This window comes from Mesorhizobium sp. Mes31 (genome assembly GCF_024519675.1).
Taxonomy (GTDB): domain Bacteria; phylum Pseudomonadota; class Alphaproteobacteria; order Rhizobiales; family Rhizobiaceae; genus Mesorhizobium.
The window spans coordinates 392357-417233 of sequence record NZ_JALJRL010000004.1; the positions used below are offsets into that span (position 1 = coordinate 392357).

Sequence of the window (24877 nt, forward strand, 5' to 3'; positions counted from 1 at the left end):
GACTGGCCTGAAAATGTAAGCGCATGAAAACCAACAGCTAAAGCGGTTCGGTGACCCCATCGACACCGAACCGATCTAGCATAAGTCACGACTGAGCCGCGGCCTGGACGATGCGCGACAGGCCTAGTTCGTCACCACAATCCGCGTGTTGCCGAAACCCACTTCCCGCACCATCGAATAGAAGGTCGCGGCATTCGCGGTGTGCAGCCGCACGCAACCATGCGACGCCGGCCGGCCGAGCTGCCTGACTGCGCCGGTTCCATGGATGGCATAGCCGCCATGGAAGAAAACCGAATAGGGCATTGGCGACATATGATATTTGCGCGAATACCAGATCCGGGCCGTGCGCTGCGGCCGATAGGTGCCGCGCGGTGTGAAATAGCCTGGACGCGCGGTGGACACGCTCCACCGGTAAACCGACAGGCCATATCTTACCGTCATCGTCTGCGACGACACGTCTATGTTCGCAACGAGACTGGCTGCCCAGCCCGGCCCCGAAGCACCGAACAGCATCGCGACAAACACTGCTGCCATGAGAACTGTCTTTTTCATGCGATCAAACCCCTTTGATTGCCCCTTGCCTGCCTGCCATCACGTTGTTTTTCATCTTTTTAATGGCAGGTGAATGAGATACCACACAGTCCTTGACAAATTCGCCAATCCAAAGCAGCGAATTTGAACGATTTCCCGCGATAGTTGCCGCTACGACACGTCGCACTTTCATGTGGATCGACAGTGCCGGCCGCTGAAGCTGTCAGGGCGCCAACCCGCCACGCTGGCTGTGGCGCAAACAGGCTTGCAATGCCACGCCGTTCGCTGCTCAACTCTGCGGATGAACGAACGACTCCTTCAGGCAATCGATGACCGGCGCGACGACGTTGTCGCGCTGACCGTCGACCTGATCCGTTTTCCGACCATCAACCCACCCGGCGAGGCCTACCGGCCCTGTGCCGAGTACATCGGCACCCGGCTGAGGAAACGCGGCTTCGAAACCGAGTTCATCCGCGCCGAGGGCACCCCCGGAGACACCGATCGCTACCCGCGCATCAACGTCGTCGCCCGTTTCGACGGAAGGTCGCCCGGCGCCTGCGTCCACTTCAACTCGCATATCGACGTTGTCGAAGCCGGCGACGGCTGGACCGTCGATCCGTTCGCTGGTGTCGTCAGGGACGGCAAGGTCTACGGCCGAGGCGCCTGCGACATGAAGGGCGGCCTGGCCGCTTCGATCATCGCCGCCGAAGCCTTCATGGAAGTCTTTCCCGACTTTCCCGGTGCCATCGAGATATCCGGCACCGTGGACGAAGAGTCCGGCGGCTTCGGTGGCGTCGCCCATCTGGCCAGCCTCGGCTATTTCTCGAAACCCAGGGTCGACCACGTCATCATCCCCGAGCCCTTGAACAAGGACCGTATCTGTCTTGGCCATCGTGGCGTCTGGTGGGCGGAGATCGAGACCAAGGGCGAGATCGCGCACGGCTCGATGCCGTTTCTCGGCGACAATGCGGTACGCCACATGGGCGCCGTGCTGCAGGCTTTCGAGGACGAACTGTTTCCGGCCCTCGATCGCAAGATGACGCGCATGCCGGTGGTGCCGGAAGGCGCCAGGCGCTCGACCATGAACATCAACTCCATCCATGGCGGCCAGACCGAGGATTTCCGACCCGGCCTGCCCTCGCCCAACGTGCCCGATTCCTGCCGGCTGACCATCGATCGCCGCTTCCTGCTCGAGGAGGATCTCGACACGGTCAAAGGCGAAGTGACAGGCATTCTCGACCGGCTGAAGCGCGAGCGCAAGAAGTTCGACTATGAGATCCGTGACCTGATGGAAGTGCTGCCGCTGATGACTGAACGCGACGCGCCGGTGGTCAAGGCGGTGGCGCAAGGCATCATGGCGATCTTCGACCGCGAACCCGACTATGTCATTTCGCCTGGCACCTACGACCAGAAGCACATAGCCCGCATCGGTCACATCTATGATTGCATCGCCTATGGTCCGGGCATTCTCGACCTCGCCCACCGACCGGACGAATGGGTCGGGATATCGGACATGGTGGAATCGGCCAAGGTGATGGCGATCGGCCTCAACGTGCTGCTGCGGGGTACGATCGCGGGATAATCCCTGCATGGCGAAAGACTTCGACCTGGCAATCGGGCTGTCAGGACAAAAACATTTCCAGCCACGCCGCCGGGCAGTACGAAACGCAATTTACTCCACCGCAAAATCACGCTTCTATCGCCCGGGTTTGAGCACGTATTTGAACACATGGGGAGTTGCACAATGAGATTGTGGAAAACCATTCTGGCCGCGACCGTCCTGGCACTGGCCACTGGCACCTCGGCATTTGCCGCGCGAACCGACCTGGTCATCGGCATTCCGCTCGAACCGCCGCACCTCGATCCGACCGCCGGCGCCGCCGCGGCGATCGATGAGGTTCTCTACGCCAATGTGTTCGAAGGTCTGACCCGCATCGGGCCAAAGGGCGAGGTGCTGCCGGATCTGGCCGAAAGCTGGACCATCTCCGACGACGGCAAGACCTATACCTTCAAGCTGCACACCGGGGTGAAATTCCACGACGGCACCGACTTCGACGCCAACGACGTGAAATTCTCGCTCGACCGGGCCCGCGCCGACAATTCGGTCAATGCGCAAAAGGGCCTGTTCGCCGCCATCGACAAGGTCGATGTGATCGATCCGGCGACGGTCAAGGTCACGCTGAAGAACCCGCAAGGGTCCTTCCTCTACAATATGGGCTGGGGCGACGCGGTGATCGTTGCGCCGGAGACAGCCGATACCAACAAGGAAAAACCGATCGGCACCGGTCCGTTCAAATTCCAGAGCTGGGCCAAGGGATCGTCGATCACCCTGGTCAAATCGGACAATTACTGGGGCACGCCGGCGTCCCTCGACAAGGCCGAGTTCCGCATCGTGCCGGATGCCGCTGCCTACGTGCCTGCGCTGCTCTCCGGCGACATCCAGGCTTTTCCGTTCTTCGATGCCGACAGTGTCGCTCAGGTCAAGGACGACCCGCGTTTCAAGGTGGTGATCGGTTCGACCGAAGGTGAAACCATCCTGTCGATCAACAACAAGAAGCCGCCCTTCGACAAGCTGCAGGTCAGGCAAGCGATCTCCTACGCACTCGACCGCAAGGCGATCATCGACGGCGCCTCGGCGGGCCTCGGCCAGCCGATCGGCTCGCACATGTCGCCGGCCAACAAGGACTATGTCGACCTCACCGGCCGCTACCCGCATGACGTCGCCAAGGCCAAGGAACTGTTGAAGGAAGCAGGGCTGGAAAATGGCTTCAAGGCGACGTTGAAACTGCCCCCGCCCGCCTATGCGCGGCTCGGCGGCGAGATCATCGCCTCGGAGCTTCGCGACGTTGGCATCGACCTCGAAATCATTCCGGTCGAATGGGCGCAGTGGCTGGACCAGGTGTTCACCAAGAAAGACTACGACCTGACCATCGTCTCGCACACCGAGCCCAACGACATCGATATCTATTCGCGCAAGGACTACTATTTCAACTATGACAATCCGGCCTTCGACAAGATCATCGCCGACCTGAACCTCACTTCCGACGAAGCCAAGCGCAAGGAATTGCTGGGACAGGCGCAAAAGATCCTGGCCGACGATGCAGTAGTCGGCTTCCTCTTCGAACTGCCCAAGGTTGGTGTCTGGGACGCCAAGCTGCAGGGCTTGTGGGAAAACGCGCCGATCCAGGCCAATGACCTGACCAAGGTGAAGTGGAGCGAGTGAGGATACGCTCGATTTCGTCATCCTAGGGCGAAGCAAGGAGCGAAGCGACGCTGCGTAGACCCTAGGATCCATTCCGTGACCTACGAGTACCCCCCCGCAGTGCAGAATCTGGGAGACTTAGCTGTGAAGGTACAAAGAGGCGACGCTGGCTTTAGACCGTCGCGCTCTTCGAAATCCGTCACGGCATGGATCCTGGGGTCTCCGCGACGGAGCTTCGCTCCTGCTTCGCCCCAGGATGACGACGCTAGCGTCGAGCGCCCATGACCGCCTATCTTCTCAAGCGCCTGGCCATCGCCCTCGCCACGCTGGTGCTGGCTTCCATGGTGGTGTTCGCCGTGCTGGAGGTTCTCCCCGGCGACCCGGCGCGCCTGATGCTGGGCATGAACGCCAGCGCCGACCAGGTCGAACTGCTGCGCAACCAGATGGGTCTCAACGCGCCACTTGCCTTGCGCTATCTGCGCTGGGCCGGCGGCCTGCTCAGCCTCGATTTCGGCCGCTCCTACACCTATTCGGTGCCGGTCATCGATCTCGTGCGCGAACGGCTTGCCGTCTCGCTGCCGCTGGCGCTGATCGCGCTCGCTCTCTCCACCATCATCGCGATTCCCGTCGGCCTGTTTTCTGCCAGCCGGCGCGGCCGGACCGGTGACACCGTGGCGATGGGTGCCGCGCAGCTTGGCGTCGCCGTGCCCAATTTCTGGTTCGCGCTGATGCTGATCTATGTCTTCGCCGTCTGGCTGCGGCTGGTGCCGGCCGGTGGCTTTCCCGGCTGGGGCGCCGGCGTCTGGCCGGCACTGAAATCGCTGCTGCTGCCGGCGGTGGCGCTTGCCCTGCCGCAGGCGGCGATCCTGGCGCGCGTCACCCGCTCGGCGTTGATCGAGGTGCTGAACGAGGACTATATCCGCACCGCTCGCGCCAAGGGCCTGCCCTATCGCGCCGTCTTGTGGCGGCACGCGCTGCGCAACGCCATGATCCCGGTGTTGACCATTCTCGGCCTGCAGTTCGCCTTCCTGCTTGCCGGCACCATCATCATCGAGAATGTCTTTTACCTGCCCGGCCTCGGCCGGCTGGTGTTCCAGGCGATCACTCAGCGCGACCTGATCGTCGTCGAGAGCGTCGTCATGCTGCTTGTCGCCGCCGTCATTGCGGTCAACCTCGTCGTCGACCTCTCCTACGCGGTCGTCGATCCGCGCCTGAGAAGCCGCCAATGACGCTGCACATCGAGATCCCCGAGGAGACGTTCAGCGGCATCATGGCCAAGGCGTTCAGGAACAGCGCCTTCGTTGCCGGTTTCGTCATCACCTTGTTGATCCTGGCGATGGCGGTCGTCTCCTTTGTCTGGACGCCGTACGACGTGACGAAGCTGGTCATCGCAGACAAGACGCAGGCACCCTCGCTGGCGCATTGGTTCGGCACCGACCATTTCGGCCGCGACATCCTGTCGATGGTCATGGTCGGCGCCCGCAACTCGATTGCCGTGGCGCTGGTCGCGGTCGGCATCGGCATGGGTATCGGCGTGCCGCTCGGCGCCTTTGCCGCGGCGCGTGGTGGGCTGGTCGACGACGCGCTGATGCGCCTCAACGATCTCGTCTTCGCCTTCCCGGCGCTGCTGTCGGCCATCATGATCACCGCCATCTTCGGGCCGGGCGCCGTCAACGCCATCATCGCCATCGGCATCTTCAACATTCCGGTGTTCGCACGGGTCGCCCGCGCCGGCGCACTGGCGATCTGGCCGCGCGAGTTCATCCTTGCCGCGCGTGCCGCCGGCAAGAGCAGCACGCAGATCACCGTCGAACATGTGTTGCCCAACATCGCCACGCTGCTCCTGGTGCAAGGGACCATCCAGTTCGCGCTGGGCATCCTGGCCGAGGCCGGGCTTTCCTATCTGGGCCTGGGTGCTCAGCCGCCAATGCCGAGTTGGGGCCGCATGCTGTTCGACGCGCAGACCCGCATGGTGGTGGCGCCGTGGATGGCGATCTTTCCCGGCATGGCCATCGTCGTCACCGTGCTTGGGCTGAACCTTCTGGGTGATGGCATCGCCGACATCCTCGATCCGAAATCGCGGCGGCAGCGATGAGCCTGCTGGAAATCGACAACCTGTCGCTGACCATCGGCGACACCCCGATCCTCAAGGACATGGAGCTTTCCGTCGCGCCCGGCGAGGTCATGGGGCTGGTCGGCGAATCCGGCTCAGGCAAATCGATGACCGCGCTGACGGTGATGCGGCTTCTGCCGCATGCCGCGCGTGCCACCGGGCGCGTCTCGTTCGACGGTATCGACATCCTCGCGGCAACCGAGGACCAGATGTGCGCGCTGCGCGGCGATGATATCGGCATGGTGTTCCAGGAGCCGATGACGGCGCTCAATCCAGTCAAGACCATCGGCGAACAGGTGGCCGAAGGCATACGCTGGCACACCAAAGCCAGTCGCGCGGATGCCGAAGAGCGTGCGCGCAAAATGCTCGACCGCGTCGGCCTGCCGTCGGCAAAATTCCCGCTGTCGCGCTATCCGCACGAACTCTCCGGTGGCCAGCGCCAGCGCGTCGTCATCGCCATCGCCTGCGCGTTGAAGCCAAAACTGCTGATCGCCGATGAGCCGACGACGGCGCTGGACGTCGTGCTGCAGGCACAGATCCTCGACCTCTTGCGCGATCTCGTCACGGAGAGCCGCATGGGACTGCTGTTGATCTCGCACGACCTCGCCGTGGTGACCGAGATGGCGGACCGCATCACCATCCTGCGCCGCGGCGAGGTGATGGAGGCCGGCGATACGGCGCGCACACTGTCCGAACAGTCCCACCCTTACACGCGTCAATTGGCGCAGGCCTCGATGCATGTTCCGGCGCGCGCCGGGCCGCATGGCGCCGCGTCGGGCCAAGCCTTGCTTCAGGTCGAGAGCGTGACCCGCGACTACCCCGGCCGGCGCACCTCGCTGTTGTGGCGCGCGCCTGATATCCGCGCCGTCGACGATGTCTCCCTGTCGATAGCGCCGGGCCAGTCGATAGCGCTGGTCGGCCGCTCCGGCTGCGGCAAGTCAACGCTCGCCCGCATGATCCTGGCGCTGGACCGGCCGAGCTCGGGCACGATCCGGTTTCGCGGCGAGACCATCACCGGCAAGAGCGAAGCCGAACTGAAGCCTGCCAGACGCGACATGCAGGTTGTTTTTCAAGACCCTTACGGCTCGTTCGATCCGCGCCAGAAGGTCGAAAAACTGGTCGCCGAACCCCTGCATGTGCTGGAGAAGAAACCGACGCGCGCCGAGCGCCGCGAGATGGTGGCGCACGCGCTGCACGAGGTTGGCCTCGACCAGCGCGACATGGACAAATACCCGCACGAGTTTTCGGGCGGCCAACGCCAGCGGCTTTCGATCGCCCGCGCCATCATCACCCGCCCCAAGCTGGTCGTCGCCGACGAGCCGGTTTCGGCTCTGGACGTCTCGATCCGTGCGCAGATTCTCGACCTGTTCGCCGAGCTCAACCAGAAGCTCGGCATTGCCTATCTGTTCATCACCCACGACCTGACCGTCGCCCGCGCCATCACGGACGAGGTGCTGGTCATGCATGATGGCAAGATCGTCGAGCGCGGCAAGACGAACGAGGTGTTCGATCATCCTCGGTCCGAGGCGGCGCAGGCCCTGGTTACTGCTGCCCCGGACCTGCACCGAGCAATTGCACGCCGGATGCAGGAACAGGGGTGAGCAGCCGCGCTGCCGTCGAACTCAGATGGCGTCTATTCGTCCGGCTTCACCACATCGACCGGGCTGATGTCGAGCAGGTCGAGCGTGCGGCGCAACAGGCGCACTTCGCTCTCGGCCAGTTGCGAATCCGCCTTGGCGATCTCGGCCATATGGCGAGCCAGCTGCTTGCGCCGCTCGATGTCGAGATCGCGAAACAGCGCGACAGCCTGCGAGCCGTTGGTTTCGTAGCCGAACTCGTTGAGGTATTCGATGACGCTGTCGATGCTGGATTCCGGAATGCCGAAGGCTTCCTTGCAGATGCGCCGGAAGGCAACCATCTCGCTCTCGCTGACCGATCCGTCGGCCAGGATCATGCGGAACAGCATCAGAAGCTCCGCTGACAGGACAGGATCGTCCGCCACCTTGCGCACGCCCGGGTCGCCGTCGAAGATCGAGCGTATCTGGTCCAGCAATGCGAACGCCATCATGGTCCCTTTCCGATTCGTCCAGTGCATGTAGCCCAAAAGGTGCGCAGCGGTTTTGAGATAACGACATGCGCGACACAAAAACCAGCCGCGTCGTGTGATTCCGTCCAAGCGCGACGCATCTGGATAGAGGTAGCGCGGAATCGGCCTTGCGCAAGCGGGGTTGTCGTGGTCGAACGCCCGATATCGCAGCCGGACGTTTCCACGCATCGATGATCGACTTCAGCATCCAGACAATCGCCATGCTGGCATTCGCCGGCTTTGCCGCGGGCTTTGTCGATTCCATTGCCGGCGGCGGCGGGCTGATCACGATTCCGGCGCTGCTGCTTGCCGGTTTCTCGCCGGTCGAGGCGCTTGGAACCAACAAGCTGCAGGGCATGTTCGGCTCCGGGTCGGCGACCATCCACTATGCCTCGAAGGGTCATGTCGACCTGCGCCGGCAATTGCCCTCGGCCCTGCTGGCACTTGCCGGAAGCGCCGTCGGTGCGCTGCTGGCCACGATCGTGCCGGGCGATCTCCTGCGCGCCCTCCTGCCCCTGGTGCTGATCGCCATCGCGCTCTACTTCGCGCTCAAGCCCAACATGAACGACGTCGACCGGGTCGAACGCCTGTCGCCGTTCCTGTTCGGTCTGACCCTGGTGCCGGCCATCGGCTTCTATGACGGCCTGTTCGGGCCGGGCGCCGGTTCCTTCTACATGCTGGCCTTCGTGGCACTTGCCGGCTACGGCGTGCTCAAGGCGACCGCGCATACCAAATTGCTCAACTTCGCTTCCAACATCGGTGGCTTCATCGTCTTTGCCACTGCCGGGGTCATCTACTGGAAGATCGGCCTGATGATGGGGGTTGCCCAGTTCCTCGGCGCTCGCCTCGGCGCCAGCCTGGCCATGCGCATCGGCGCCAAACTGATCAAGCCCCTGCTGGTGCTTGTCTGCGTGGCGCTGGCGGTGAAGCTGCTGGCCGACCCGGCGAACCCCTTGCGTGTCATGATTGGTGTGTGATCACACGTCCTGATAGAATGCCGCTGTTCGAATCATGTTGGAGGAGCCACACATGAATCTCAGCGCACCTACCCAGATCGTTTTCATCATATCCCTTGTTATCGCCATCATCGGCATTCTCGCCGCGCTTGGCGTTCTTGCGTTCATTCCACTCGCATCGGTGTGGATCGTGCTTATCGCCTACATCGTGCTTGCCGCCGGTTGTTTGATGCGAGGCGCCTGATACGTCTCCCTTGAAGTGGGGACTCGGAGCGCCCGGCCAAAAGCCGGGCGCTTTTGATTCTGAGCCAGGGTCTGCTAGATTTTCCCGCGGAAGGATGGCCGATGCCAATCGAGACGCAGCGCCAGCAGGACCAGGATCGCTCGGTCGCGGGACGGTTCGAAATGCGCCGGCGCCTTCCCAAGCCGGGGCTTGAAGGCATCGTCACCGACATCTGCGGCTACCGCGAAATGGCATCAGGCCATTTCCGCACCATCGAATACGCATCGCTGACCGTGCCGCTGGTCATCAGCTTCGCCGAGCCCTTCGCCATCGCGCTCGGCAGGGCGCCGGGCGATAATGACCGCTTCGGCAGTTTCGCCGCCGGCCTCTATGCCGGGCCGGTGGTGATCGAATCCTTCGGCCGCGCCTGCTGCGTTCAGGTCAATTTCACGCCGCTTGGCGCGCGCCGCTTCTTCCGCCGACCGATGAGCGAACTGACCGACAGCATGGTCGTTCTCGACGACGTGCTCGGCGCCGAAGGCATGGCACTGCGCGAAAGGCTTGGCAACGCGCCGGACTGGACGGCGCGTTTCGACATGGCCGAGACCTTCGTCGCCGCCCGCCTCGGCGATGCCACCAAGACGCCGCTCGAAATTATCTGGGCCTATGACCGCATCATCGCGTCCGGAGGCCGGACCCGCATTTCATCGCTTGCCGAACGGCTGGGCTGGAGCCGCAAGCATCTCGCCGGCAGCTTCTCCAACGCGATCGGCATCGGCCCCAAGACGCTGTCACGCATCGTCCGCTTCAACCGGGCGCTCGGTCTGTCGAGGCAGCAGACCGCCGACTGGGCGGATATCGCCGCCGATTGCGGCTATGCCGACCAGGCGCATCTGGTGCGCGAATTCCGCGACCTTGCCGGCGAGACGCCGGGGGCGCTTTCGGCCAGGTAACATTTCTTCAAGACGTTGGAACGGCCTTTGCCCAGAGTGGGGCATCGACCAAACCCACTGAAGGAGATCGACATGACCACCAGCAACGAAGCGCCCCGCCTGTACCCAGCCCTGCGCTACAGGAATGCTGCAAGAATGATCGACTGGCTGGGCGAAGCCTTCGGCTTCAGCGTCCGCGCCCGCTATGGCGAAGGCGATGTCGTGCACCATGCCGAACTGGTCTTCGGTTCCTCGATGATCATGCTGGGCACGGTCCGCGACGACGACTACGGCAAGATGGTTGGCGAACCCGGCTCGGGCGGTGGCAAGTCGATCTATATCGCCGTCGACGATGCCGACGCCGCCTACGCCAGGGCGAAAAAAGCCGGCGCGACGATCATTCAGGAACTGACGGACCGCGACTACGGCAGCCGTGAGTTCATCTGTCGCGATCCGGAAGGCAATGTCTGGTCGTTCGGCACCTACTGGCCGAAGGCGGACGATATGGCCTGAACTGGCCCTTCAGCGCGCCAATGCAAAAATCGCATCGCAGTCGAGATGGGTTTCCAGCTCGGCTGCAACCTCGTCAAGCGCCCGCTCGACCTCGGCGCGATAGTCGATGCCACCACCCTTGATGCCGAGACTCTCCAGGAATTTCCCGCGAAAGGCGTCGGCGCCAAACAGGCCATGCATATAGGTGCCCAACACCTTGCCATCGGCCGACACCGCGCCGTCATCGGCGCCATTGATGATGGCGGACGGCCGCAGCGTATCTGGCCCGGTGGTGCGGCCGAGATGGATTTCGTAGCCTTCGAGCGGCAGGTCGAATTGCACCGACCGGGCACTGACATTGCGCACCGTCTTCTCCGGCTCCATCACCGTTTCAATATCGAGCAGGCCGAGCCCCTCGGCCTCTGTGACGCTGCCTTCGATGCCGTCGGGGTCGCGCACGGTGCGGCCAAGCATCTGGAAGCCGCCACAAATGCCGACGACATGGCCGCCGCGCTTGCGGTGCGCGGCGAGATCCCGGTCCCAGCCATTCTCGCGAAATTTCAGGAGATCGCCGATGGTCGACTTGGAGCCGGGAATGACCACCAGGCCGGCATCCGCCGGCAGCGGCTTTCCTGGTGGCACGAACACCACCTCGACCTGCGGTTCGGCCTTGAGCGGGTCGAGATCGTCGAAATTGGCTATGCGGCCAAGCATCGGCACCGCCACCTTCAGCGCGCGCGCCTCGCCTGACGCCAGCCGCTCCAGCACCACCGAATCCTCTGACGGCAGCCGCGCCGCCGCCTTCAACCACGGCACGACGCCAAAACAGCGCCAGCCGGTGAATTTCTCGATCGCCTTCAGGCCGTCATCGAACAGCGAGACGTCGCCACGGAACTTGTTGATGAGGTAGCCGACGATCATGCGCCGGTCCTCTTCCGGCAGGATCAGATGCGTCCCGGCGACCGAGGCGATGACGCCGCCGCGATCGATGTCACCGACAAGCACCACCGGCACGTCGGCACGCGTGGCAAAGCCCATATTGGCGATGTCGCGGCTGCGCAGGTTGATTTCGGCCGGCGAGCCGGCACCCTCGACAATGACGAGGTCGGCGCCCTCGCCCACCTTCACCCAGGAATCGAGCACCGCATCCATCAGCCGGCCCTTCAGCGCCTGGTAGTCGCGCGCCCGCGCTTCGCCAAACACCTTGCCCTGGACGATGACCTGCGCGCCGACATCGGTCTGCGGCTTGAGCAGAACCGGATTCATGTGGATGCTTGGCGCAACACCGCAAGCGATCGCCTGCAGCCATTGCGCGCGGCCGATCTCGCCGCCTCCGGCATTGTTGTCGCCCGGTATGTTGGCGACGGCAGCGTTGTTCGACATGTTCTGCGGCTTGAACGGCCGCACCTTCAGCCCGCGGTTCCTGGCCGCACGGCAAAGGCCGGCGACCAGCACGGTCTTGCCGACATCCGAACCGGTGCCCTGCAGCATGATTGCCCTGGCCATCAGTCCCTGCCCCGCGCGACAGTTCCGGTGATCTTCGATTTCTGCGCCAGTGGCCCGCCACGCCAGATATAGAGCGCCAGGAGAGGCTCCTCGGCCGTTCGCATGGCGTGACTGACTTTCGAGGCGTGGTGGATCACCTCGCCGGCCGCGCGGATGCGAAAGTCGCCCTCGCCCATTCGCCACTCGGTGCCCCCGGTCAGCGGAATGTAGATTTCCTCGGCGACGTGATGATGGTCGGGATAGACGATATCGGGCCCAAGGATCAGCAGGCCGGCGGCGACCTCGTCGTTGACGAAATGGCCGCGCGTGCCGAACACTTCAAGCCAGCCGTAATTGTCGATGAACTCTTTTCCGAAATCCGCCTCGTTGTAGGTCTGCCCCCAGCGCAGATCGTTGCGCTGGTCCGCGACCAGCCGCACCAGCGGCCTGGCTTCCGCCGACGCAAGTTCGGCGGCGCGATCGAGATGACGCAGGCAGCCGAGCGAATGTGGCTCGAGGACACGGGCTGGCATTGCCCAGCCTATGCGCCCCACGGCGTCGCGCACCAGGGCGTCATCCACGGAGGCGAGATAGCCGTGGAACCGTCCAAGCAGATCATCGAATTTTGTCGTCACATCTCGCTCCGGACATGCATTGATGCACAGCCGCTCCGCGGAAGGTCGGGTTGCGCGGCGGCATCATTGGTCTAGATTGGTGCGCGCGCAAAGCCAAAAACGACAGGCCAGCGGGCTAGTTGGCCAGCACATAGGGAGCACGCCATGGACGCCGCGGTCGATGCGAGCACCAGCCAGTTCGAACTCAACGAGGAACAGCGTGCCATCCAGGAGATGGCGCAGGCGTTCGCCGCCGATCGCGTCGCGCCGAATGCCCTCGACTGGGACCGCAGGAAACACTTCCCCGCCGACGTGATTCGCGAGACCGGGCCGCTTGGCCTCGGCGGCATCTATGTCCGCGACGATGTCGGCGGTTCGGCGCTCGGCCGGCTCTACGCGGTACTGATTTTCGAGGCTCTGTCGCATGCCGATCCAGCCTTTTCGTCGTTCATCTCGATCCACAACATGGTGGCCTCGATGATCGACCGCTTCGGCAATGACGAGCAGCGCCAGCGCTTCCTGCCGAAGCTCACCTCGATGGAATGGCTGGCGAGCTATTGCCTGACCGAACCGGGTTCGGGATCGGACGCCGCGGCGCTGAAGACCCGCGCGGTGAAGAGCGGCGGCGACTATGTCCTCAACGGTGCCAAGCAGTTCATCTCGGGCGCCGGCGACAGCGATGTCTACGCCGTCATGGTGCGCACCGGCGCCGAGGGGCCGAAGGGCATTTCCACCATCGTCGTGCCGAAGGATGCGCCCGGCCTTTCCTTCGGCGCCAACGAGCACAAGATGGGCTGGCACATGCAGTCGACCCGCCAGGTCATCTTCGAGGACTGCAAGGTGCCGGCGGAAAACCTTTTGTCGGGTGAAGGCGCCGGCTTCGGTATCGCCATGGCCGGCCTCGATGGCGGCCGGCTGAACATCGCCGCCTGTTCGCTGGGCGGCGCGCAGTCGGCGCTCGACAAGGCACTGTCCTACACCGCCGACCGCAAGGCCTTCGGCTCGAAGATCAACCAGTTCCAGGCGCTGCAGTTCAGGCTGGCCGATATGGAGACCGAGTTGCAGGCGGCCCGCATCTTCCTCTATGCCGCCGCCTCCAAGCTCGACCGCAAGGCGCCGGATGCCGGCAAATGGTCGGCGATGGCCAAGCGCTTCGTCACCGACACTGGCTTCACCGTCGCCAACGATGCGCTGCAGCTGCTAGGCGGTTACGGCTATCTGCACGACTACGGCATCGAGAAGCTGGTACGGGACCTTCGCGTCCACCAGATCCTCGAAGGCACCAACGAGATCATGCGCGTCATCATCGCGCGCGCCCTGATCGGCCGCTGAAGCCAGCAGAAACCGGGAGAGAGACAATGACAACGATCGCCTTCATCGGCCTCGGCAACATGGGCAATCCGATGGCCGCCAACCTGGTCAAGGCGGGGCATGCCGTACATGGCTTCGACCTTATGCCGGAGAATCTGACGGTCGCCCGCGACCATGGCGTCGTCATCATGGCCAACGCACCAGCCGCGGTGAAGGACGCCGATGTGGTGATCACCATGCTGCCGGCCGGCAAGCATGTGCTGTCGGTCTATGAGGACATCGCCCCAAGGGCCAGGAAAGGCGCGCTGTTCATCGACTCCTCGACCATCGACGTCGAATCGGCGCGCAAGGCGCATGCCGTCGCCGCAAAACACGGCCTGCTGTCGATCGATGCGCCCGTCTCTGGCGGCACGGGCGGTGCGGCGGCCGGCACGCTGACGTTCATGGCCGGCGGCTCGGACGATGCCTTCGCCGCCGCGGAGCCGATCCTGAAACCGATGGCGGGCCGCATCGTCCATTGCGGCGGTGACGGTGCCGGACAGGCGGCAAAAATCTGCAACAACATGATCCTCGGCATTTCGATGATCGGCGTCGCCGAAGCCTTTGTGCTGGCCGAAAAGCTAGGCCTTTCGCATCAGGCGCTGTTCGACGTCGCCTCGACCTCGTCCGGCCAGTGCTGGTCGCTGACCACCTACTGTCCGGTGCCCGGCCCGGTGCCCACCTCGCCCGCCAACCGCGACTACAAGCCCGGCTTTGCTGCTGCCCTGATGCTGAAGGACCTGAAGCTGGCGCAGGAAGCAGCACTTGGGTCTGGCGCGGTGACGCCGTTAGGCGCCGAGGCGGCCCAGCTCTATGCACTGTTCAACGCCCAGGGCCACGCTGGCGCCGATTTTTCCGGCATCATTAATTTTCTGCGCGGGAGCAATCCATAAGTCGCTAATATAATTGGATTTTTTCGCGGACCTCGCGAGAAATGCGTCAAATTTAGGTTTGCTTAAGCTCTCGATAACTCTGCGGTAACGATGTCTCTATAAAACGGATTGCGAGGCGGACATATCGCATCCGCCCGGCGCTCCGGATCAGGTCTCGCGTACCGGAAGCCCGTAAGTTTCGCCAAGTGTTTGAGTAGCGAAGCGCCATGCGTATCTGGCAAAGCCGCGTTCCCGATGGAGCGCGGTTTTTGCGTTTTGCCGACCTGGCTGCACGATCCCGCTTTATATTCCGATCGCCGCATTCGGAATTGGCACATGATCCTCATTGAGCAGCACGATCGGTGCATCGACCCCTTCCACCTTGACGACCAGCAGACGCACGCTCCATGTGCCGGCTGTTCGGGTAGCGGTCGAGAATGCAGTGCCCTTGCCCTTGGCGCCATGGACCGGAATGCTGAACTGAGCCTCCCCCGATCCATTCGCGTCGACATTGAGATGGCCGCCGACCCAGAAATTGTCGGTCACGACGTCGCCGAGAGCGGCCTTGACGCGATCGTCGGCGCGAAGCTTGTCCATGGTCATGTGATAGGCATCGCTGCCTTTCAGCAGGTAGGGAATGCTGCCGACCATCGTCGCACAGCCGCCGATCCCAACCACCCAGACGACAAGGCCGGCGATCGCCCAGTTGCGCTGGGTCTTGCGAAATTGCTCGGCATCGCGCCACGCCCGGTTCCGCCAGGCCCAGCGGCTACCGCGCGCGCCAAGCACGATGATCATGATGATGTTGACGAACGGGATCAGCGCCAGCAGTGCTATGAAGGTGCTGTTGCCGATACCCCAGATCCAGTTGAGGAAGAAAGCGCCCCAGTTCCAGCGATCAAGTTCGGCCGGAATTTCAGCGGGCTCGTTGAGCGCTTGTCCTGCCATCATATCCCCTCTGATGCATGTCGCCCAAGAATCGGCTTGGATACAGACATGCATAACGCGCTTCAGGCAAATGTGCCTCAGCGGGTTCTAGACCATCATCCCGAAAACCGTAATCGGTTTTCGTTTGGCCAACAGTTAAATGGGTCTAATGGATCGCCTCGGTCAGGCTTTGTTGGACAACCGGTGAAAGTTCGCTTTGACGGCGCGGCTGGCCGGCTTCAGCGCGGCGCCGAGCGACAGTTCCGCCGCGACGCCGTTGAACAGCGACGGCGTGCGACCGGAAAAGACTTCCGGCCAGAACCGCGATACCGATTGCAGGAAAGACATGTGCGCCGCAAAAGCGCCTTCGGCCATTGCAACGGTCTTCTCGTTCACCGCGCGCGCCGTCTCCGTGCTCCATGGCTGGCCGCTCCCGGCATCCATGGCCATCAAGGGCAGACGCATCATCGCCACCATCGGCGCCAGCATCAGGTCGCCACCGATGCTGCTTGCTTCCTGCATGCGTCGGCTCTTGCCAGTTTTTCTCATGAAAACGAACCCCTTGTCGCAGCCGAATCGGTTGCTGCCTGACACACTACGCGCCGAAGGGGGAATCGTTCCCCATTGCGACAGCATGTTTCTCGCCGGGCGTTCCTGTCGAAGAACGCCCGGTCGAGGTTCGAACCTACCGCTTGCGCAGATCCGCTTGCGCCAGATCCAGCGCCCTGGCTATGCGCTCGCAAGCCATGTCGATGGTGTCGCGGGTCCAGATCAGCGGCGGCGACAGGATCATCGTGTCGCCCGTGGCGCGCAGCATCATGCCTTGCCCGATGGCGTGGTCGCGGACGGTCACCGCCGCACTTCCCGATGGCAGGAACCGCTCCTTGGTCGCCTTGTCCTTGACGATCTCGATCGCGCCCATCAGCCCGATCGAACGCACCTCGCCGACCAGATCATGCCCGGCAATGCGTTCCTGCAGGGCCTTGGCGAAATAAGGGCCGGTATCGTTCCTGACGCGATCGACCAACCCTTCTTTCTCGATGATCTCGAGGTTCTTCAGCGCCACGGCACAGGCCACCGGATGACCGGAATAGGTGTAGCCGTGATAGAACTCGCCGCCTTTGTCGACCAGCGTCGCCGCGATGCGGTCGCCGACCAGAAGCGCCGACAGCGGCTGGTAGCCTGAGGTCAGCGCCTTGGCCGTGGTGATGGTGTCCGGTTCGATGCCGAAGGTCTGCGCGGCGAACCATTCGCCGGTGCGGCCATAGCCGGTGATAACCTCGTCGAGCATCAGCAGCACGTCGTACTTGCGGCAGATGCGCTGCACTTCCGGCCAATAGCTGGCCGGCGGTATTTTCACACCACCCGCCCCCATCACTGGCTCGCCAATGAAGGCGGCAACCTTGTCGGCGCCGGCTTCGAGGATCGCATCCTCGACCGCCTTTGCCGCACGCAGGCCGAAATCGTGATCGCTCTCGCCGGGCAGCGCCAGCTCATAGGCATAAGGCATCATCACATGGACGATGTTGGGCACCTCGCCGCCGAGCTGCTTGTGCATGGCATCCATGCCGCCAAGCGAAGTGCCGGCAACGGTCGAGCCGTGATAGGCCATCTTGCGCGAGATGATGCGGTTCTTCTCCGGCTTGCCTTCCAGCACCCAGTAATGGCGCACGAGACGCAGCGCCGTGTCGTTGGCTTCCGAACCGGACGAGCCGTAGAACACCTGGTTGACGTGCTTCGGCGCGATCTCCGCCAGCTTCCTGGACAACAGCACCGGCGTCGGCGTCGAGCATTTGAAGAAGGAGTTGTAGTAAGGCAATTCCTTCATCTGGGTGTAGGCGGCCTCGGCCAGTTCGTTGCGGCCATAGCCGATGTTGACGCACCACAGCCCGGCCATGCCGTCGAGGATCTCGGCCCCTTCGGAATCGTAGATGAACGGCCCGTTGGCGTGGGTGATGATGCGTGAGCCGGCCTCGCGCAGTTCCTTGTGGTCGGTGAACGGGTGGAGATGATGCGCGGCGTCGATCTGCTGAAGCTGCTTCAGCGAATAGTTCTGATAGGTCATGGGTCTGATCTTTCCTCTGGATTCTATCCGGCCGTGCCGGGGCGAATTCATCAGAGGAAGGCAGGTGGCGAATACCCGATGCGGGCGCACAGCCGCAAAAGCTCGGCGCGCAGCGTGCGCGGTGACGGTGTCACCGCGACCCGGAATGCGCGAGCCGATATCCTGACGTGAGCCATGGCCGGCACCTTAGAGCAAAGGATGGTCGAGGTGAACCACCCTTTGCGTGGCCGCCCAGGAAATGAGTTCAAGCCTTGGCGGTCAGCGCCCTTTGCAGGAAGACGTACTTCATCGCCGTCTGCGCCGCCTGCGGCCGGCGGTCGCCGCGGCCACCATGTCCGCCTTCGGTCTCCTCGAAGAACAGCGTCCTTGCATGACCGGCCTCCTGCAGGCGGGCGGCCATCTTGCGCGCATGGCCTGGATGAACCCGGTCATCCGCCGTCGAGGTGGTCAGCAGCACCGGCGGATAGGCGGCGCCGGCATCGACGTGCTGGTAGGGCGAATAGGCGGAAAGCCACGCCGCGTCTTCCGGTTTTGACGGATCGCCATATTCGGCCATCCATGAGGCGCCGGGCGGCAATTCGGTGTAGCGCAGCATGTCGAGCAGCGGAACCTCGATGATGACCGCGCCAAAAAGCTCGGGGTGCTGGGTCAAGCAAACGCCGGTCAGCAGGCCGCCATTCGAGCCGCCCTGGATGCCGAGCGAGGAAGCCGTGGCGATGCCGCGCCTGACGACGTCTTGCGCCACCGCGGCGAAGTCGTCGAACCCATTCTGGCGATTGCCCTTGAGCGCCGCCTGGTGCCAGGCCGGGCCGAACTCGCCGCCGCCGCGGATGCAGGCTTGCACATAGGCGTTGCCCTTCTCCAGCCACAGCCGGCCACGCACGCCGGCATAGCCCGGCAGCAGCGGCACCTCGAAACCGCCATAGCCATAGAGCAGCGTCGGCACCGGACCCTTCTGGTCGCGCCGCCGGACGACGAAATAGGGGATCATCGTGCCGTCCTTCGAGCGCGCCTCGAACTGTTCCGAAATCAGCGGCGACGCATCGAAACGCGCCGGCTGCGACTTCACGGTGGCCAGCGTTTCGCCGTTGTCGTCAGACCAGATGATCGAACTCGGCGTCAGGAAATCGGTGAAGGAGAAAGATACGCTCGATCCGAACTGCTCGGCATGGCTGATGCCGACATTGCCGTTTTCAGGCAGCGCGACAGGCTTCAGCGACCAGCCGCCCTCCTTGCGTTCACAGACGACGACCTTGCCGCGCACATTGTCCATCAGGTTGATGAACAGCCGGTCCTGCGTGCGGGCAATGCCGGCGATGGACACGCGATACGTCGGCTCAAACAATGTCTCCACGGGTCCGAGCGCGCCGGTCTCGACCCAGCGCGCCAGATCAAGCGAATAGAGACCATCGGGCCTGCACAGCGTGCCGTCGGGCGCCGTCCACGGGCTGCGCACGCCGAAGACGAGCTGATCCCGAAAGATCGCGGTGTCGGTCATGTCATCCGGCAGCGGCAGGCGTTTGTTCTCGCCGGAAGGCAGCCGCAGGAAGATGTGCGAGGCGAAGAAATCGAGCGTCCTGGCCAGGACCAGATAGCGTCTGTCGCCATCGAACTCGAGAGCGGCACCCACGGCGAGATCTTCCTTCTGCGCCTCGAAGATCGGTGTCGCGTCTTCCAGCTTCGTGCCGCGCTTCCACAGCTTGACCACGCGCGGATAGCCCGATTCAGTCTTGTCCGCCTCCACGAAGGCCGCCGAGACGATGACGGTGTCCTTGTCCAGCCAGCCGAAACCCGATTTCGAGGCGGGAGCACGAAATCCGCCATCGACAAAGGATTTTGTCTCTATGTCGAATTCGCGCATCTCGCTGGCATCACCGCCATCCGGCGACATCGAGACAAGGCATAGGTTGAAGTCCGGATAGAGCCGGCTGGCGCCACTGAACACCCACTTGACCCCTTCCTTCGCCGCAAGCTGGTCGAAGTCGATGATCGTTTCCCATTCGGGTTTCTCGGCCTTGTAGGAAGCGACCGTGGTGCGGCGCCAAAGGCCGAGCACATTGGTCTTGTCCTGCCAGAAATTGTAGACATGGCCTTTGAGCGCGGAACCGACCGCGATGTTGTCCTCGGCCGTCATCAGGTCGAGCGCGGTCTGGAACGCCGCCTGATAGGACGGGTCGCCCTGCAATTCGCCGACCGTGACCTCGTTCTGGCGATGCACCCAGTCGAGCGACTGGGTGGCTGTCCTGTCCTCCAGCCAAAGGAAGGGATCTTCGGTGCTGGATTCTGGCTGCGTGAAGGGCTTGGTCATGGTATCTCCGATAGGCAATGCTTCGGCATGCAACATCGACATGCCGTGTCCGATATTCAATAGCCGCGACGCCTTGGCCAAGGATTCAGGCTTTCCCGCGACCAACGACACTGGCGAGCGCCAGCGCCAGGCACAGCAGACCGAGCGTGATCGGCAGGCCGCCGGCGCCCAGGACATCCATGGCGCTTCCGGCCAGCGGCGGCATGGAGATACCGCCGACGCCCCACATCAAGGAAAAGGCGGCGTTGCCGGCGATCAAGGTCGATCCGGTGAATCGCTCGCCGAGCTCGATGATCGACATCGTATAGATGCCGTAAGAGACCGCACCCCAGACGAAGATCATCGGCCAGATCAGGGGCGTTTCGATGAGAAGCGGCAACAGCATGCATCCAAGTATCGTGGTGGCTATGCAGACGAGCCGCACAGACCGCGCCGTCAGCCTTTCCGCCAGCAAGCCAAGCGGCACTTGCATGGCGATGTTGCCGGCGATCATCACCGACAGCAGCGCCGACATGCGGGCTTCAGCGATGCCGTGGTAGGTCCCGTAGACCGGCAGCAGCGCCAGTGCTGCTTGTTCGAAGCCGGCAGCCACCACGACGGCGAACAAGAGCAGCCAGGCCAGCGGCACAAAGCCCAGAACGGAAACCTGATGGCCGGCTTCGTCCACCTTCGGCAGGCGCGGCAGCACGGAAGCCAGGCAGACGCCGCACAGCACGAAGGCGGAAATGCCGACGAGGAATGGGGGCCAGCCCTCCGTGCCGACGGCAAGCAGGCAGAGCGGCCCGGCCGCGAAGCCTGCCGAGATGATCGTCGAATAGACGCCCATGACGCGGCCGCGCCGGGCCGGTGGTGCCAGCGCGATCACCCAGATCTCGCTCAGCACGTAGAGCGGGTTGGTCACGACACCGATCAGGAAGCGCAGCGGAAACCACAGATAGACATTCTGCGTCCAGCCGATCAGCGCCAGCACGACAGCCGAAAGAGCAGCACAGGTGAGCGCCGTGCGCCCTGCCCCGAACCGCCGCGCCAGCGCCGGGATCAGCGGCGACGACAGGATGAACCCGACTGGCGTCATCGCCGCCGACAGGCCGATCATCGCCGGCGAGACGCCCTGGCGCTGCAGGATGAAGCTCAGCAGCGGATAGGACAGCCCCTGCGCGATGGCGAACACCGACACGGTCGCGATCACGCCGGTGATCGCTGCCCACTGTATCCCTTCGTCAGTTTCCGAATCCGCTGCGGCCATGGTCCTATCGTTGCTGCGCGGCAGGATTAACGGTTTGAACAAACAGCGGTAAGCCCCGCCGGCGGAAAGCGCTTGCTCCAGCCAGATCCATGTCAGGAGGCTCGACGTTGCGAGGAGCGGTACAAAGCGAAGGCGATCAGAACCGCGTCGAGGCCGGCGATCACCACGGGCAGCCCCAGCGGACCGATGCCCTGCATGAGCAGGCCGGCGCCCGGCGGGCCGACGATACCGCCAACGCCCCACAACAAGGCGAAGGCCGCGTTGCCGGTGACGAGCAGCGTGCCCTTGAACCGGCTGCCGAGTTCGACCAGCGCCATCGTATAGACGCCGTAGCCGACCGCGCCCATCACCAGCAACACGCCCCAGATCAGTGGTGTCAAGATCAGCAGTGGCAGCAGAAGCGCGCAGGCGGTCGTCGCCATCGCGCAGGCCAGGATCATCGGGCGGCCGCCGAACCGCTCGGCGAGCAGCCCGAGCGGGATCTGCAGCAAGATGTTGCCCAGGGACAGCGCCATCACCAGCGCGGCGAGCACGGCTTCCGGCAGGCCATAACCGGCACCGAAGACCGGGACCAGCGCATAGGTGCTTTGCTGGACCGCGGCCGAGACGAGCACGGCAAGCAGCAGCGCCGGCGCCAGCTGGGCGAAACCGACAAAGCTGCCGGAGGGTTGGCCGTCATCTTCGAACCCGGTGAGCTTTGAGGAGACAAGGCGCAGAATGACGGCGCAAAGCATGAAGCCGCCAACACCGACGCTGAAGGGCGCCCAGCCCGATGTGCCGACCAGAGTCAGGGTGAATGGCCCCGCTGCGTAGCCAGCGCCCATCAGCGTGTTGAACACGCCCATCACCCGGCCGCGCCGCGAAGGCGGCGCCAGCGACAACGCCCAGACCTCGCCGAGGATATACAGCGGGTTGATGACCACGCCGATGATGAAGCGGATGATGTACCAGGCCACCCAGTTCTGCAGATAGCCGATCCCCAGAAAGCAAAGCGCGCCGATCAGGGAGCAGCCGACGGCCAGGTTTCGCGCACCGGCCAGCCGCACCGCCGTCGGCACGAACGAGGCCGACAGGATCAGCCCGAGCGGCATCATCGCCGCCGACAGGCCTATCAACCCGGGCGACATGCCTTGCTTCTGCATCAAAAGCGTGAACAGCGGCGAGCTCAGCCCTTGCGCCGCGCCGAACATGGCAAGCGCGGCGGTAACGCCGGCGAGCGCTGCCCACTGCGTTCCCGCTTCGCCTTCGCTCGAGCCGGTCGCGACCATGCTGTCATCCATGTGAGGGCCGGTCATCCGGCCGGCAGGCCCCACTAGCTACTGGGTCGACCAGAGGAAAGGAAGGGCCGGATCCGAGGTCCGTTTGCATCAACCAGATCGACCGGCCGGCCGACGCCGATCAATCCCGGATTGAACGAATCTCAGATGCAAAACGCGGCGGCGCTATGGGAAATAGCGGGCGATCGCACCCTTCTTGCCATCGACATAGGGCTTCAGCCACTTGTCGTCGATGGAAATCCCGTCATTGTCGGAAGGCCCCTTGCCGATCGTCCTGCGCCAGGCGCGGAACTTGTAGTGGTCGAAGACGTCGAGCATGTGCACGGCATAGGCCGCGGCAAACGTCTTGTCGCCTTCCACGATGACCAAATTCTCGTCGTTTTCGTAGGAAGCCTTGTAGCCGAGGTTATGGCTGCCGGTGATGACGGTGGCGTTGTCCTCCATCGGATCGATGATGACGATCTTGTCGTGCACGATCGCATGGCCGACCGTCAGCACCTCCGCCTGGAAGTCGCGGGCGATCGTGGCGCCGGTCAGGTTTGCCGCCCGCACGATCGAGACATTGGGCGCCTCCGAGACCTTCTCCGGATAGACAAAGGGCGACTTGCCGTCCTTGTTCGACTTGTGGGTGACCGGATCCTTGGTCGGCGCGACATAGTTGGGCATCGCGGTTTCGTCGCTGATCGCGCCTTGCACGATCAGCTTCGGATCGGCCTTCGCTGCCGCGACGGCCTGGTCGACGATCGAGTTTTCGCCGAGCAGCGAAGGGTTGAACACCAGGAACAGCACCGCCCGCTTCGCCGCCCTGATGCGGGCGAAGACATCCTCGAGGTCGACCGGACGCACCGAGATGTCCTTCTTGTTGCGGTTCGGGTCGTTCGGCGAAAACCACACCGTCATGCCGTCCAGCGCCACCGAGGCGCCGTTGAGCGGGCTTGGCATGTGGTTTTCCTTGCGGAACGGCACGCCCTGCGTCTGCACGACGTGACCGGCAGCGCTCTCCGAAGCCGGAGGTGGGAACACATCGGCCTTCATGCGCTGCCAATAGGCGTCGAACACCTCTGCCATATCGGGATCGTCGCGGATGAAGGCGTTGTTGGACTGACCGCAAATGCCCGTCGACGTCCAGTTGGTGCTGCCGGTCATAACCGCTTGCGGTTTGCCCTGGCCATCGCGGTAGACGGCAAACTTGTTGTGGCCGATATGGTTGTTGTTGAACAGACGGTCCGTCACCACCACGCCCGCATCGTGCAGGCGCTTCCGGTACGGTGCATTGCCGGCGTCCCAGGCCTTGGTCTGGTCGTCCCTGCCCGAATTGGAAAGGATGACCTCGACCACATCCTTGGCGGCGATGATGGCATCGCACAATTCGTCGTCGCCAAGCTCATAGAGGGCAAGCCTGACGGTACCGCCTTCGGTCTTGGCGCGCTTCAGGAGGCTGGTCAGCACATCAGGCACATCGCCATGCAGGTAGGCGCGTATCTTGCTGGTCGGATCCTGCAGCACCGCCCTGATCTTGTCGCGTTGGCCGACCTTGATGCCGGCCTCCTGAAGCGCGTGCGACATCCATTGCGTCGACAGCACGCCATTGGTGAACGCAACGCGCGCCTTGCCGAACATCTGCCCCAGGAAGATCGGTGGGCTGACGGCACCCTGGCCGAGATAGCCGAGCGGGCGCGCCGGCCCGGTATAGGCGGGGTTGCCGTCAACGACCTGGTCCGGGCGCACCGGCACCGGATCGAGGCCGGGCTTCATGTCGCCGACCGGACGCACACGGTAGGCGATCATCTCGCCCTCCGGCCTGACATCGAGGCTGTCGCGCCGGCGCCGCACGGTCAGATCGCGCCAGAATGTCTTCTGCACCGGCCAGACGCCGGTGTCCTGCGGAATCCATCTCGGATTACGCTGCCCCTTGAACGGCACCCAGGAGGCCAGGCAGCGTTCCTCGCCGGTGTCGGGGTAGAGGCGTACGATCTCGAAACCGAGGCAGCCCGGGATCATCCCGTCAAGATCCCAGGAAAGGAACGCGACTTCGTTGTTGGTCGCGGCACGCACCTTGATGACGTCAGGCATGGCTGTCCCTCCAGGAAAGTTCAACGAGCAAATATGTCAGAAGTAAAAGACAGTACTGTAACGCGCTTTACATTGGCATCCGTCCGATCGGCCGCGCTCAGGCGCCCGCCGGCAAGCCGAAGTGG

At 63.5% G+C, this 24877-nt stretch carries 23 protein-coding genes; 11 read left to right on the forward strand and 12 right to left on the reverse strand.

The window, feature by feature from the left end; translation table 11 throughout:
• Positions 1-123 precede the first annotated feature (123 nt).
• Positions 124-552 carry a L,D-transpeptidase gene (locus tag NR193_RS09730; protein WP_256750645.1) on the reverse strand — a complete coding sequence of 143 codons (429 nt, stop codon included), beginning with the start codon at positions 550-552 and terminating at the stop codon, positions 124-126.
• A gap of 280 nt (positions 553-832) precedes the next feature.
• Here NR193_RS09730 and NR193_RS09735 point away from each other — a divergent pair, with 280 nt between their 5' ends.
• From NR193_RS09735 to NR193_RS09755, 5 genes are all read left to right on the forward strand, one after another.
• The gene (locus tag NR193_RS09735) at positions 833-2113 is read left to right on the forward strand and encodes an acetylornithine deacetylase/succinyl-diaminopimelate desuccinylase family protein (RefSeq protein ID WP_256750646.1); all 1281 of its coding nucleotides are present in this window, start codon (positions 833-835) and stop codon (positions 2111-2113) included.
• A 162-nt stretch (positions 2114-2275) separates the two neighbouring features.
• The gene (locus NR193_RS09740; RefSeq protein ID WP_256750647.1) at positions 2276-3754 is read left to right on the forward strand and encodes an ABC transporter substrate-binding protein; all 1479 of its coding nucleotides are present in this window, start codon (positions 2276-2278) and stop codon (positions 3752-3754) included.
• A gap of 260 nt (positions 3755-4014) precedes the next feature.
• Complete coding sequence (locus NR193_RS09745) at positions 4015-4962, forward strand: ABC transporter permease (protein WP_256750648.1); 948 nt, start codon at positions 4015-4017, stop codon at positions 4960-4962.
• Positions 4959-5828: an ABC transporter permease gene (locus NR193_RS09750; RefSeq protein ID WP_256750649.1), complete on the forward strand. Its 870-nt coding sequence runs from the start codon at positions 4959-4961 to the stop codon at positions 5826-5828. The genes NR193_RS09745 and NR193_RS09750 overlap by 4 nt, the downstream gene beginning before the upstream one ends.
• Positions 5825-7447: an ABC transporter ATP-binding protein gene (locus NR193_RS09755; RefSeq protein ID WP_256750650.1), complete on the forward strand. Its 1623-nt coding sequence runs from the start codon at positions 5825-5827 to the stop codon at positions 7445-7447. The genes NR193_RS09750 and NR193_RS09755 overlap by 4 nt, the downstream gene beginning before the upstream one ends.
• A 32-nt stretch (positions 7448-7479) precedes the next feature.
• On the opposite strand, the gene NR193_RS09760 is transcribed toward NR193_RS09755, so the two are convergent.
• Positions 7480-7911 (reverse strand): TerB family tellurite resistance protein, encoded by a 432-nt coding sequence (locus tag NR193_RS09760; protein ID WP_256750695.1) that lies wholly within the window; start codon positions 7909-7911, stop codon positions 7480-7482.
• A 212-nt stretch (positions 7912-8123) separates the two neighbouring features.
• Here NR193_RS09760 and NR193_RS09765 point away from each other — a divergent pair, with 212 nt between their 5' ends.
• The 4 genes from NR193_RS09765 (at position 8124) to NR193_RS09780 (ending at position 10556) form a co-directional block, all read left to right on the forward strand.
• A complete protein-coding gene (locus NR193_RS09765; RefSeq protein ID WP_256750651.1) occupies positions 8124-8909 on the forward strand; it encodes a TSUP family transporter in 786 nt (261 codons plus the stop codon).
• A 52-nt stretch (positions 8910-8961) separates the two neighbouring features.
• On the forward strand, positions 8962-9132 hold the full coding sequence (locus tag NR193_RS09770; protein WP_080511798.1) for a hypothetical protein: 171 nt from the start codon (positions 8962-8964) through the stop codon (positions 9130-9132).
• Between the two features lie 101 nt (positions 9133-9233).
• The gene (locus NR193_RS09775) at positions 9234-10064 is read left to right on the forward strand and encodes an AraC family transcriptional regulator (RefSeq protein WP_256750652.1); all 831 of its coding nucleotides are present in this window, start codon (positions 9234-9236) and stop codon (positions 10062-10064) included.
• A 72-nt stretch (positions 10065-10136) separates the two neighbouring features.
• Complete coding sequence (locus tag NR193_RS09780; RefSeq protein WP_256750653.1) at positions 10137-10556, forward strand: VOC family protein; 420 nt, start codon at positions 10137-10139, stop codon at positions 10554-10556.
• 9 nt (positions 10557-10565) lie between these two features.
• Here NR193_RS09780 and NR193_RS09785 read toward each other — a convergent pair whose 3' ends face one another.
• Positions 10566-12041 carry a cobyric acid synthase gene (locus tag NR193_RS09785; protein WP_256750654.1) on the reverse strand — a complete coding sequence of 492 codons (1476 nt, stop codon included), beginning with the start codon at positions 12039-12041 and terminating at the stop codon, positions 10566-10568.
• Entirely contained in the window at positions 12041-12655 is a 615-nt protein-coding gene (locus NR193_RS09790; protein WP_256750655.1) for a dimethylsulfonioproprionate lyase family protein, read from the reverse strand. Before NR193_RS09790 ends, NR193_RS09785 begins: the two co-directional genes overlap by 1 nt.
• A gap of 144 nt (positions 12656-12799) precedes the next feature.
• Between NR193_RS09790 and NR193_RS09795 the strand changes: the two genes are divergently transcribed.
• Together NR193_RS09795 and mmsB are read left to right on the forward strand one after the other, a co-directional pair.
• A complete protein-coding gene (locus NR193_RS09795) occupies positions 12800-13966 on the forward strand; it encodes an isobutyryl-CoA dehydrogenase (RefSeq protein ID WP_256750656.1) in 1167 nt (388 codons plus the stop codon).
• Positions 13967-13992: 26 nt separating this feature from the next.
• On the forward strand, positions 13993-14877 hold the full coding sequence (gene mmsB / locus NR193_RS09800) for a 3-hydroxyisobutyrate dehydrogenase (RefSeq protein WP_256750657.1): 885 nt from the start codon (positions 13993-13995) through the stop codon (positions 14875-14877).
• 282 nt (positions 14878-15159) lie between these two features.
• Here the strand turns inward: mmsB and NR193_RS09805 are convergent, their stop codons facing one another.
• The 8 genes from NR193_RS09805 to NR193_RS09840 all read right to left on the reverse strand — a co-directional run bounded on the left by NR193_RS09805 (position 15160) and on the right by NR193_RS09840 (position 24752).
• A complete protein-coding gene (locus NR193_RS09805) occupies positions 15160-15804 on the reverse strand; it encodes a cytochrome c oxidase assembly factor Coa1 family protein (protein WP_256750658.1) in 645 nt (214 codons plus the stop codon).
• Between the two features lie 162 nt (positions 15805-15966).
• Positions 15967-16419, reverse strand: a complete 453-nt coding sequence (locus NR193_RS09810; protein ID WP_256750659.1) for a hypothetical protein — start codon at positions 16417-16419, stop codon at positions 15967-15969.
• Between the two features lie 49 nt (positions 16420-16468).
• The gene (locus NR193_RS09815) at positions 16469-17848 is read right to left on the reverse strand and encodes an aspartate aminotransferase family protein (protein WP_256750660.1); all 1380 of its coding nucleotides are present in this window, start codon (positions 17846-17848) and stop codon (positions 16469-16471) included.
• 50 nt (positions 17849-17898) lie between these two features.
• A complete protein-coding gene (locus NR193_RS09820) occupies positions 17899-18024 on the reverse strand; it encodes a capsid protein (RefSeq protein WP_091575440.1) in 126 nt (41 codons plus the stop codon).
• 68 nt (positions 18025-18092) lie between these two features.
• The gene (locus NR193_RS09825; protein WP_256750661.1) at positions 18093-20156 is read right to left on the reverse strand and encodes a prolyl oligopeptidase family protein; all 2064 of its coding nucleotides are present in this window, start codon (positions 20154-20156) and stop codon (positions 18093-18095) included.
• Positions 20157-20241: 85 nt separating this feature from the next.
• Positions 20242-21402 carry an MFS transporter gene (locus NR193_RS09830; RefSeq protein ID WP_256750662.1) on the reverse strand — a complete coding sequence of 387 codons (1161 nt, stop codon included), beginning with the start codon at positions 21400-21402 and terminating at the stop codon, positions 20242-20244.
• 92 nt (positions 21403-21494) lie between these two features.
• Positions 21495-22670, reverse strand: coding sequence for an MFS transporter (locus NR193_RS09835; protein WP_256750663.1), 1176 nt, complete (start codon positions 22668-22670; stop codon positions 21495-21497).
• A gap of 174 nt (positions 22671-22844) precedes the next feature.
• Entirely contained in the window at positions 22845-24752 is a 1908-nt protein-coding gene (locus tag NR193_RS09840; protein WP_256750664.1) for a phospholipase D-like domain-containing protein, read from the reverse strand.
• Positions 24753-24877 lie beyond the last annotated feature (125 nt).

What these genes read in the sequence shown, in the direction of transcription:
- NR193_RS09830 (WP_256750662.1), bottom strand. Translation starts at nt 21,402, where the DNA reads ATGGCCGCAGCGGATTCGGAAACTGACGAAGGGATACAGTGGGCAGCG.
- NR193_RS09730 (WP_256750645.1), bottom strand. Translation starts at nt 552, where the DNA reads ATGAAAAAGACAGTTCTCATGGCAGCAGTGTTTGTCGCGATGCTGTTC.
- NR193_RS09805 (WP_256750658.1), bottom strand. Translation starts at nt 15,804, where the DNA reads ATGGCAGGACAAGCGCTCAACGAGCCCGCTGAAATTCCGGCCGAACTT.
- NR193_RS09755 (WP_256750650.1), top strand. Translation starts at nt 5,825, where the DNA reads ATGAGCCTGCTGGAAATCGACAACCTGTCGCTGACCATCGGCGACACC.
- NR193_RS09765 (WP_256750651.1), top strand. Translation starts at nt 8,124, where the DNA reads ATGATCGACTTCAGCATCCAGACAATCGCCATGCTGGCATTCGCCGGC.
- NR193_RS09780 (WP_256750653.1), top strand. Translation starts at nt 10,137, where the DNA reads ATGACCACCAGCAACGAAGCGCCCCGCCTGTACCCAGCCCTGCGCTAC.
- NR193_RS09770 (WP_080511798.1), top strand. Translation starts at nt 8,962, where the DNA reads ATGAATCTCAGCGCACCTACCCAGATCGTTTTCATCATATCCCTTGTT.
- NR193_RS09815 (WP_256750660.1), bottom strand. Translation starts at nt 17,848, where the DNA reads ATGACCTATCAGAACTATTCGCTGAAGCAGCTTCAGCAGATCGACGCC.
- NR193_RS09740 (WP_256750647.1), top strand. Translation starts at nt 2,276, where the DNA reads ATGAGATTGTGGAAAACCATTCTGGCCGCGACCGTCCTGGCACTGGCC.
- NR193_RS09735 (WP_256750646.1), top strand. Translation starts at nt 833, where the DNA reads ATGAACGAACGACTCCTTCAGGCAATCGATGACCGGCGCGACGACGTT.
- NR193_RS09785 (WP_256750654.1), bottom strand. Translation starts at nt 12,041, where the DNA reads ATGGCCAGGGCAATCATGCTGCAGGGCACCGGTTCGGATGTCGGCAAG.
- NR193_RS09795 (WP_256750656.1), top strand. Translation starts at nt 12,800, where the DNA reads ATGGACGCCGCGGTCGATGCGAGCACCAGCCAGTTCGAACTCAACGAG.
- NR193_RS09810 (WP_256750659.1), bottom strand. Translation starts at nt 16,419, where the DNA reads ATGCTGTCGCAATGGGGAACGATTCCCCCTTCGGCGCGTAGTGTGTCA.
- NR193_RS09835 (WP_256750663.1), bottom strand. Translation starts at nt 22,670, where the DNA reads ATGGTCGCGACCGGCTCGAGCGAAGGCGAAGCGGGAACGCAGTGGGCA.
- NR193_RS09775 (WP_256750652.1), top strand. Translation starts at nt 9,234, where the DNA reads ATGCCAATCGAGACGCAGCGCCAGCAGGACCAGGATCGCTCGGTCGCG.
- NR193_RS09760 (WP_256750695.1), bottom strand. Translation starts at nt 7,911, where the DNA reads ATGGCGTTCGCATTGCTGGACCAGATACGCTCGATCTTCGACGGCGAC.
- NR193_RS09820 (WP_091575440.1), bottom strand. Translation starts at nt 18,024, where the DNA reads ATGGCTCACGTCAGGATATCGGCTCGCGCATTCCGGGTCGCGGTGACA.
- mmsB (WP_256750657.1), top strand. Translation starts at nt 13,993, where the DNA reads ATGACAACGATCGCCTTCATCGGCCTCGGCAACATGGGCAATCCGATG.
- NR193_RS09840 (WP_256750664.1), bottom strand. Translation starts at nt 24,752, where the DNA reads ATGCCTGACGTCATCAAGGTGCGTGCCGCGACCAACAACGAAGTCGCG.
- NR193_RS09745 (WP_256750648.1), top strand. Translation starts at nt 4,015, where the DNA reads ATGACCGCCTATCTTCTCAAGCGCCTGGCCATCGCCCTCGCCACGCTG.
- NR193_RS09825 (WP_256750661.1), bottom strand. Translation starts at nt 20,156, where the DNA reads ATGACCAAGCCCTTCACGCAGCCAGAATCCAGCACCGAAGATCCCTTC.
- NR193_RS09750 (WP_256750649.1), top strand. Translation starts at nt 4,959, where the DNA reads ATGACGCTGCACATCGAGATCCCCGAGGAGACGTTCAGCGGCATCATG.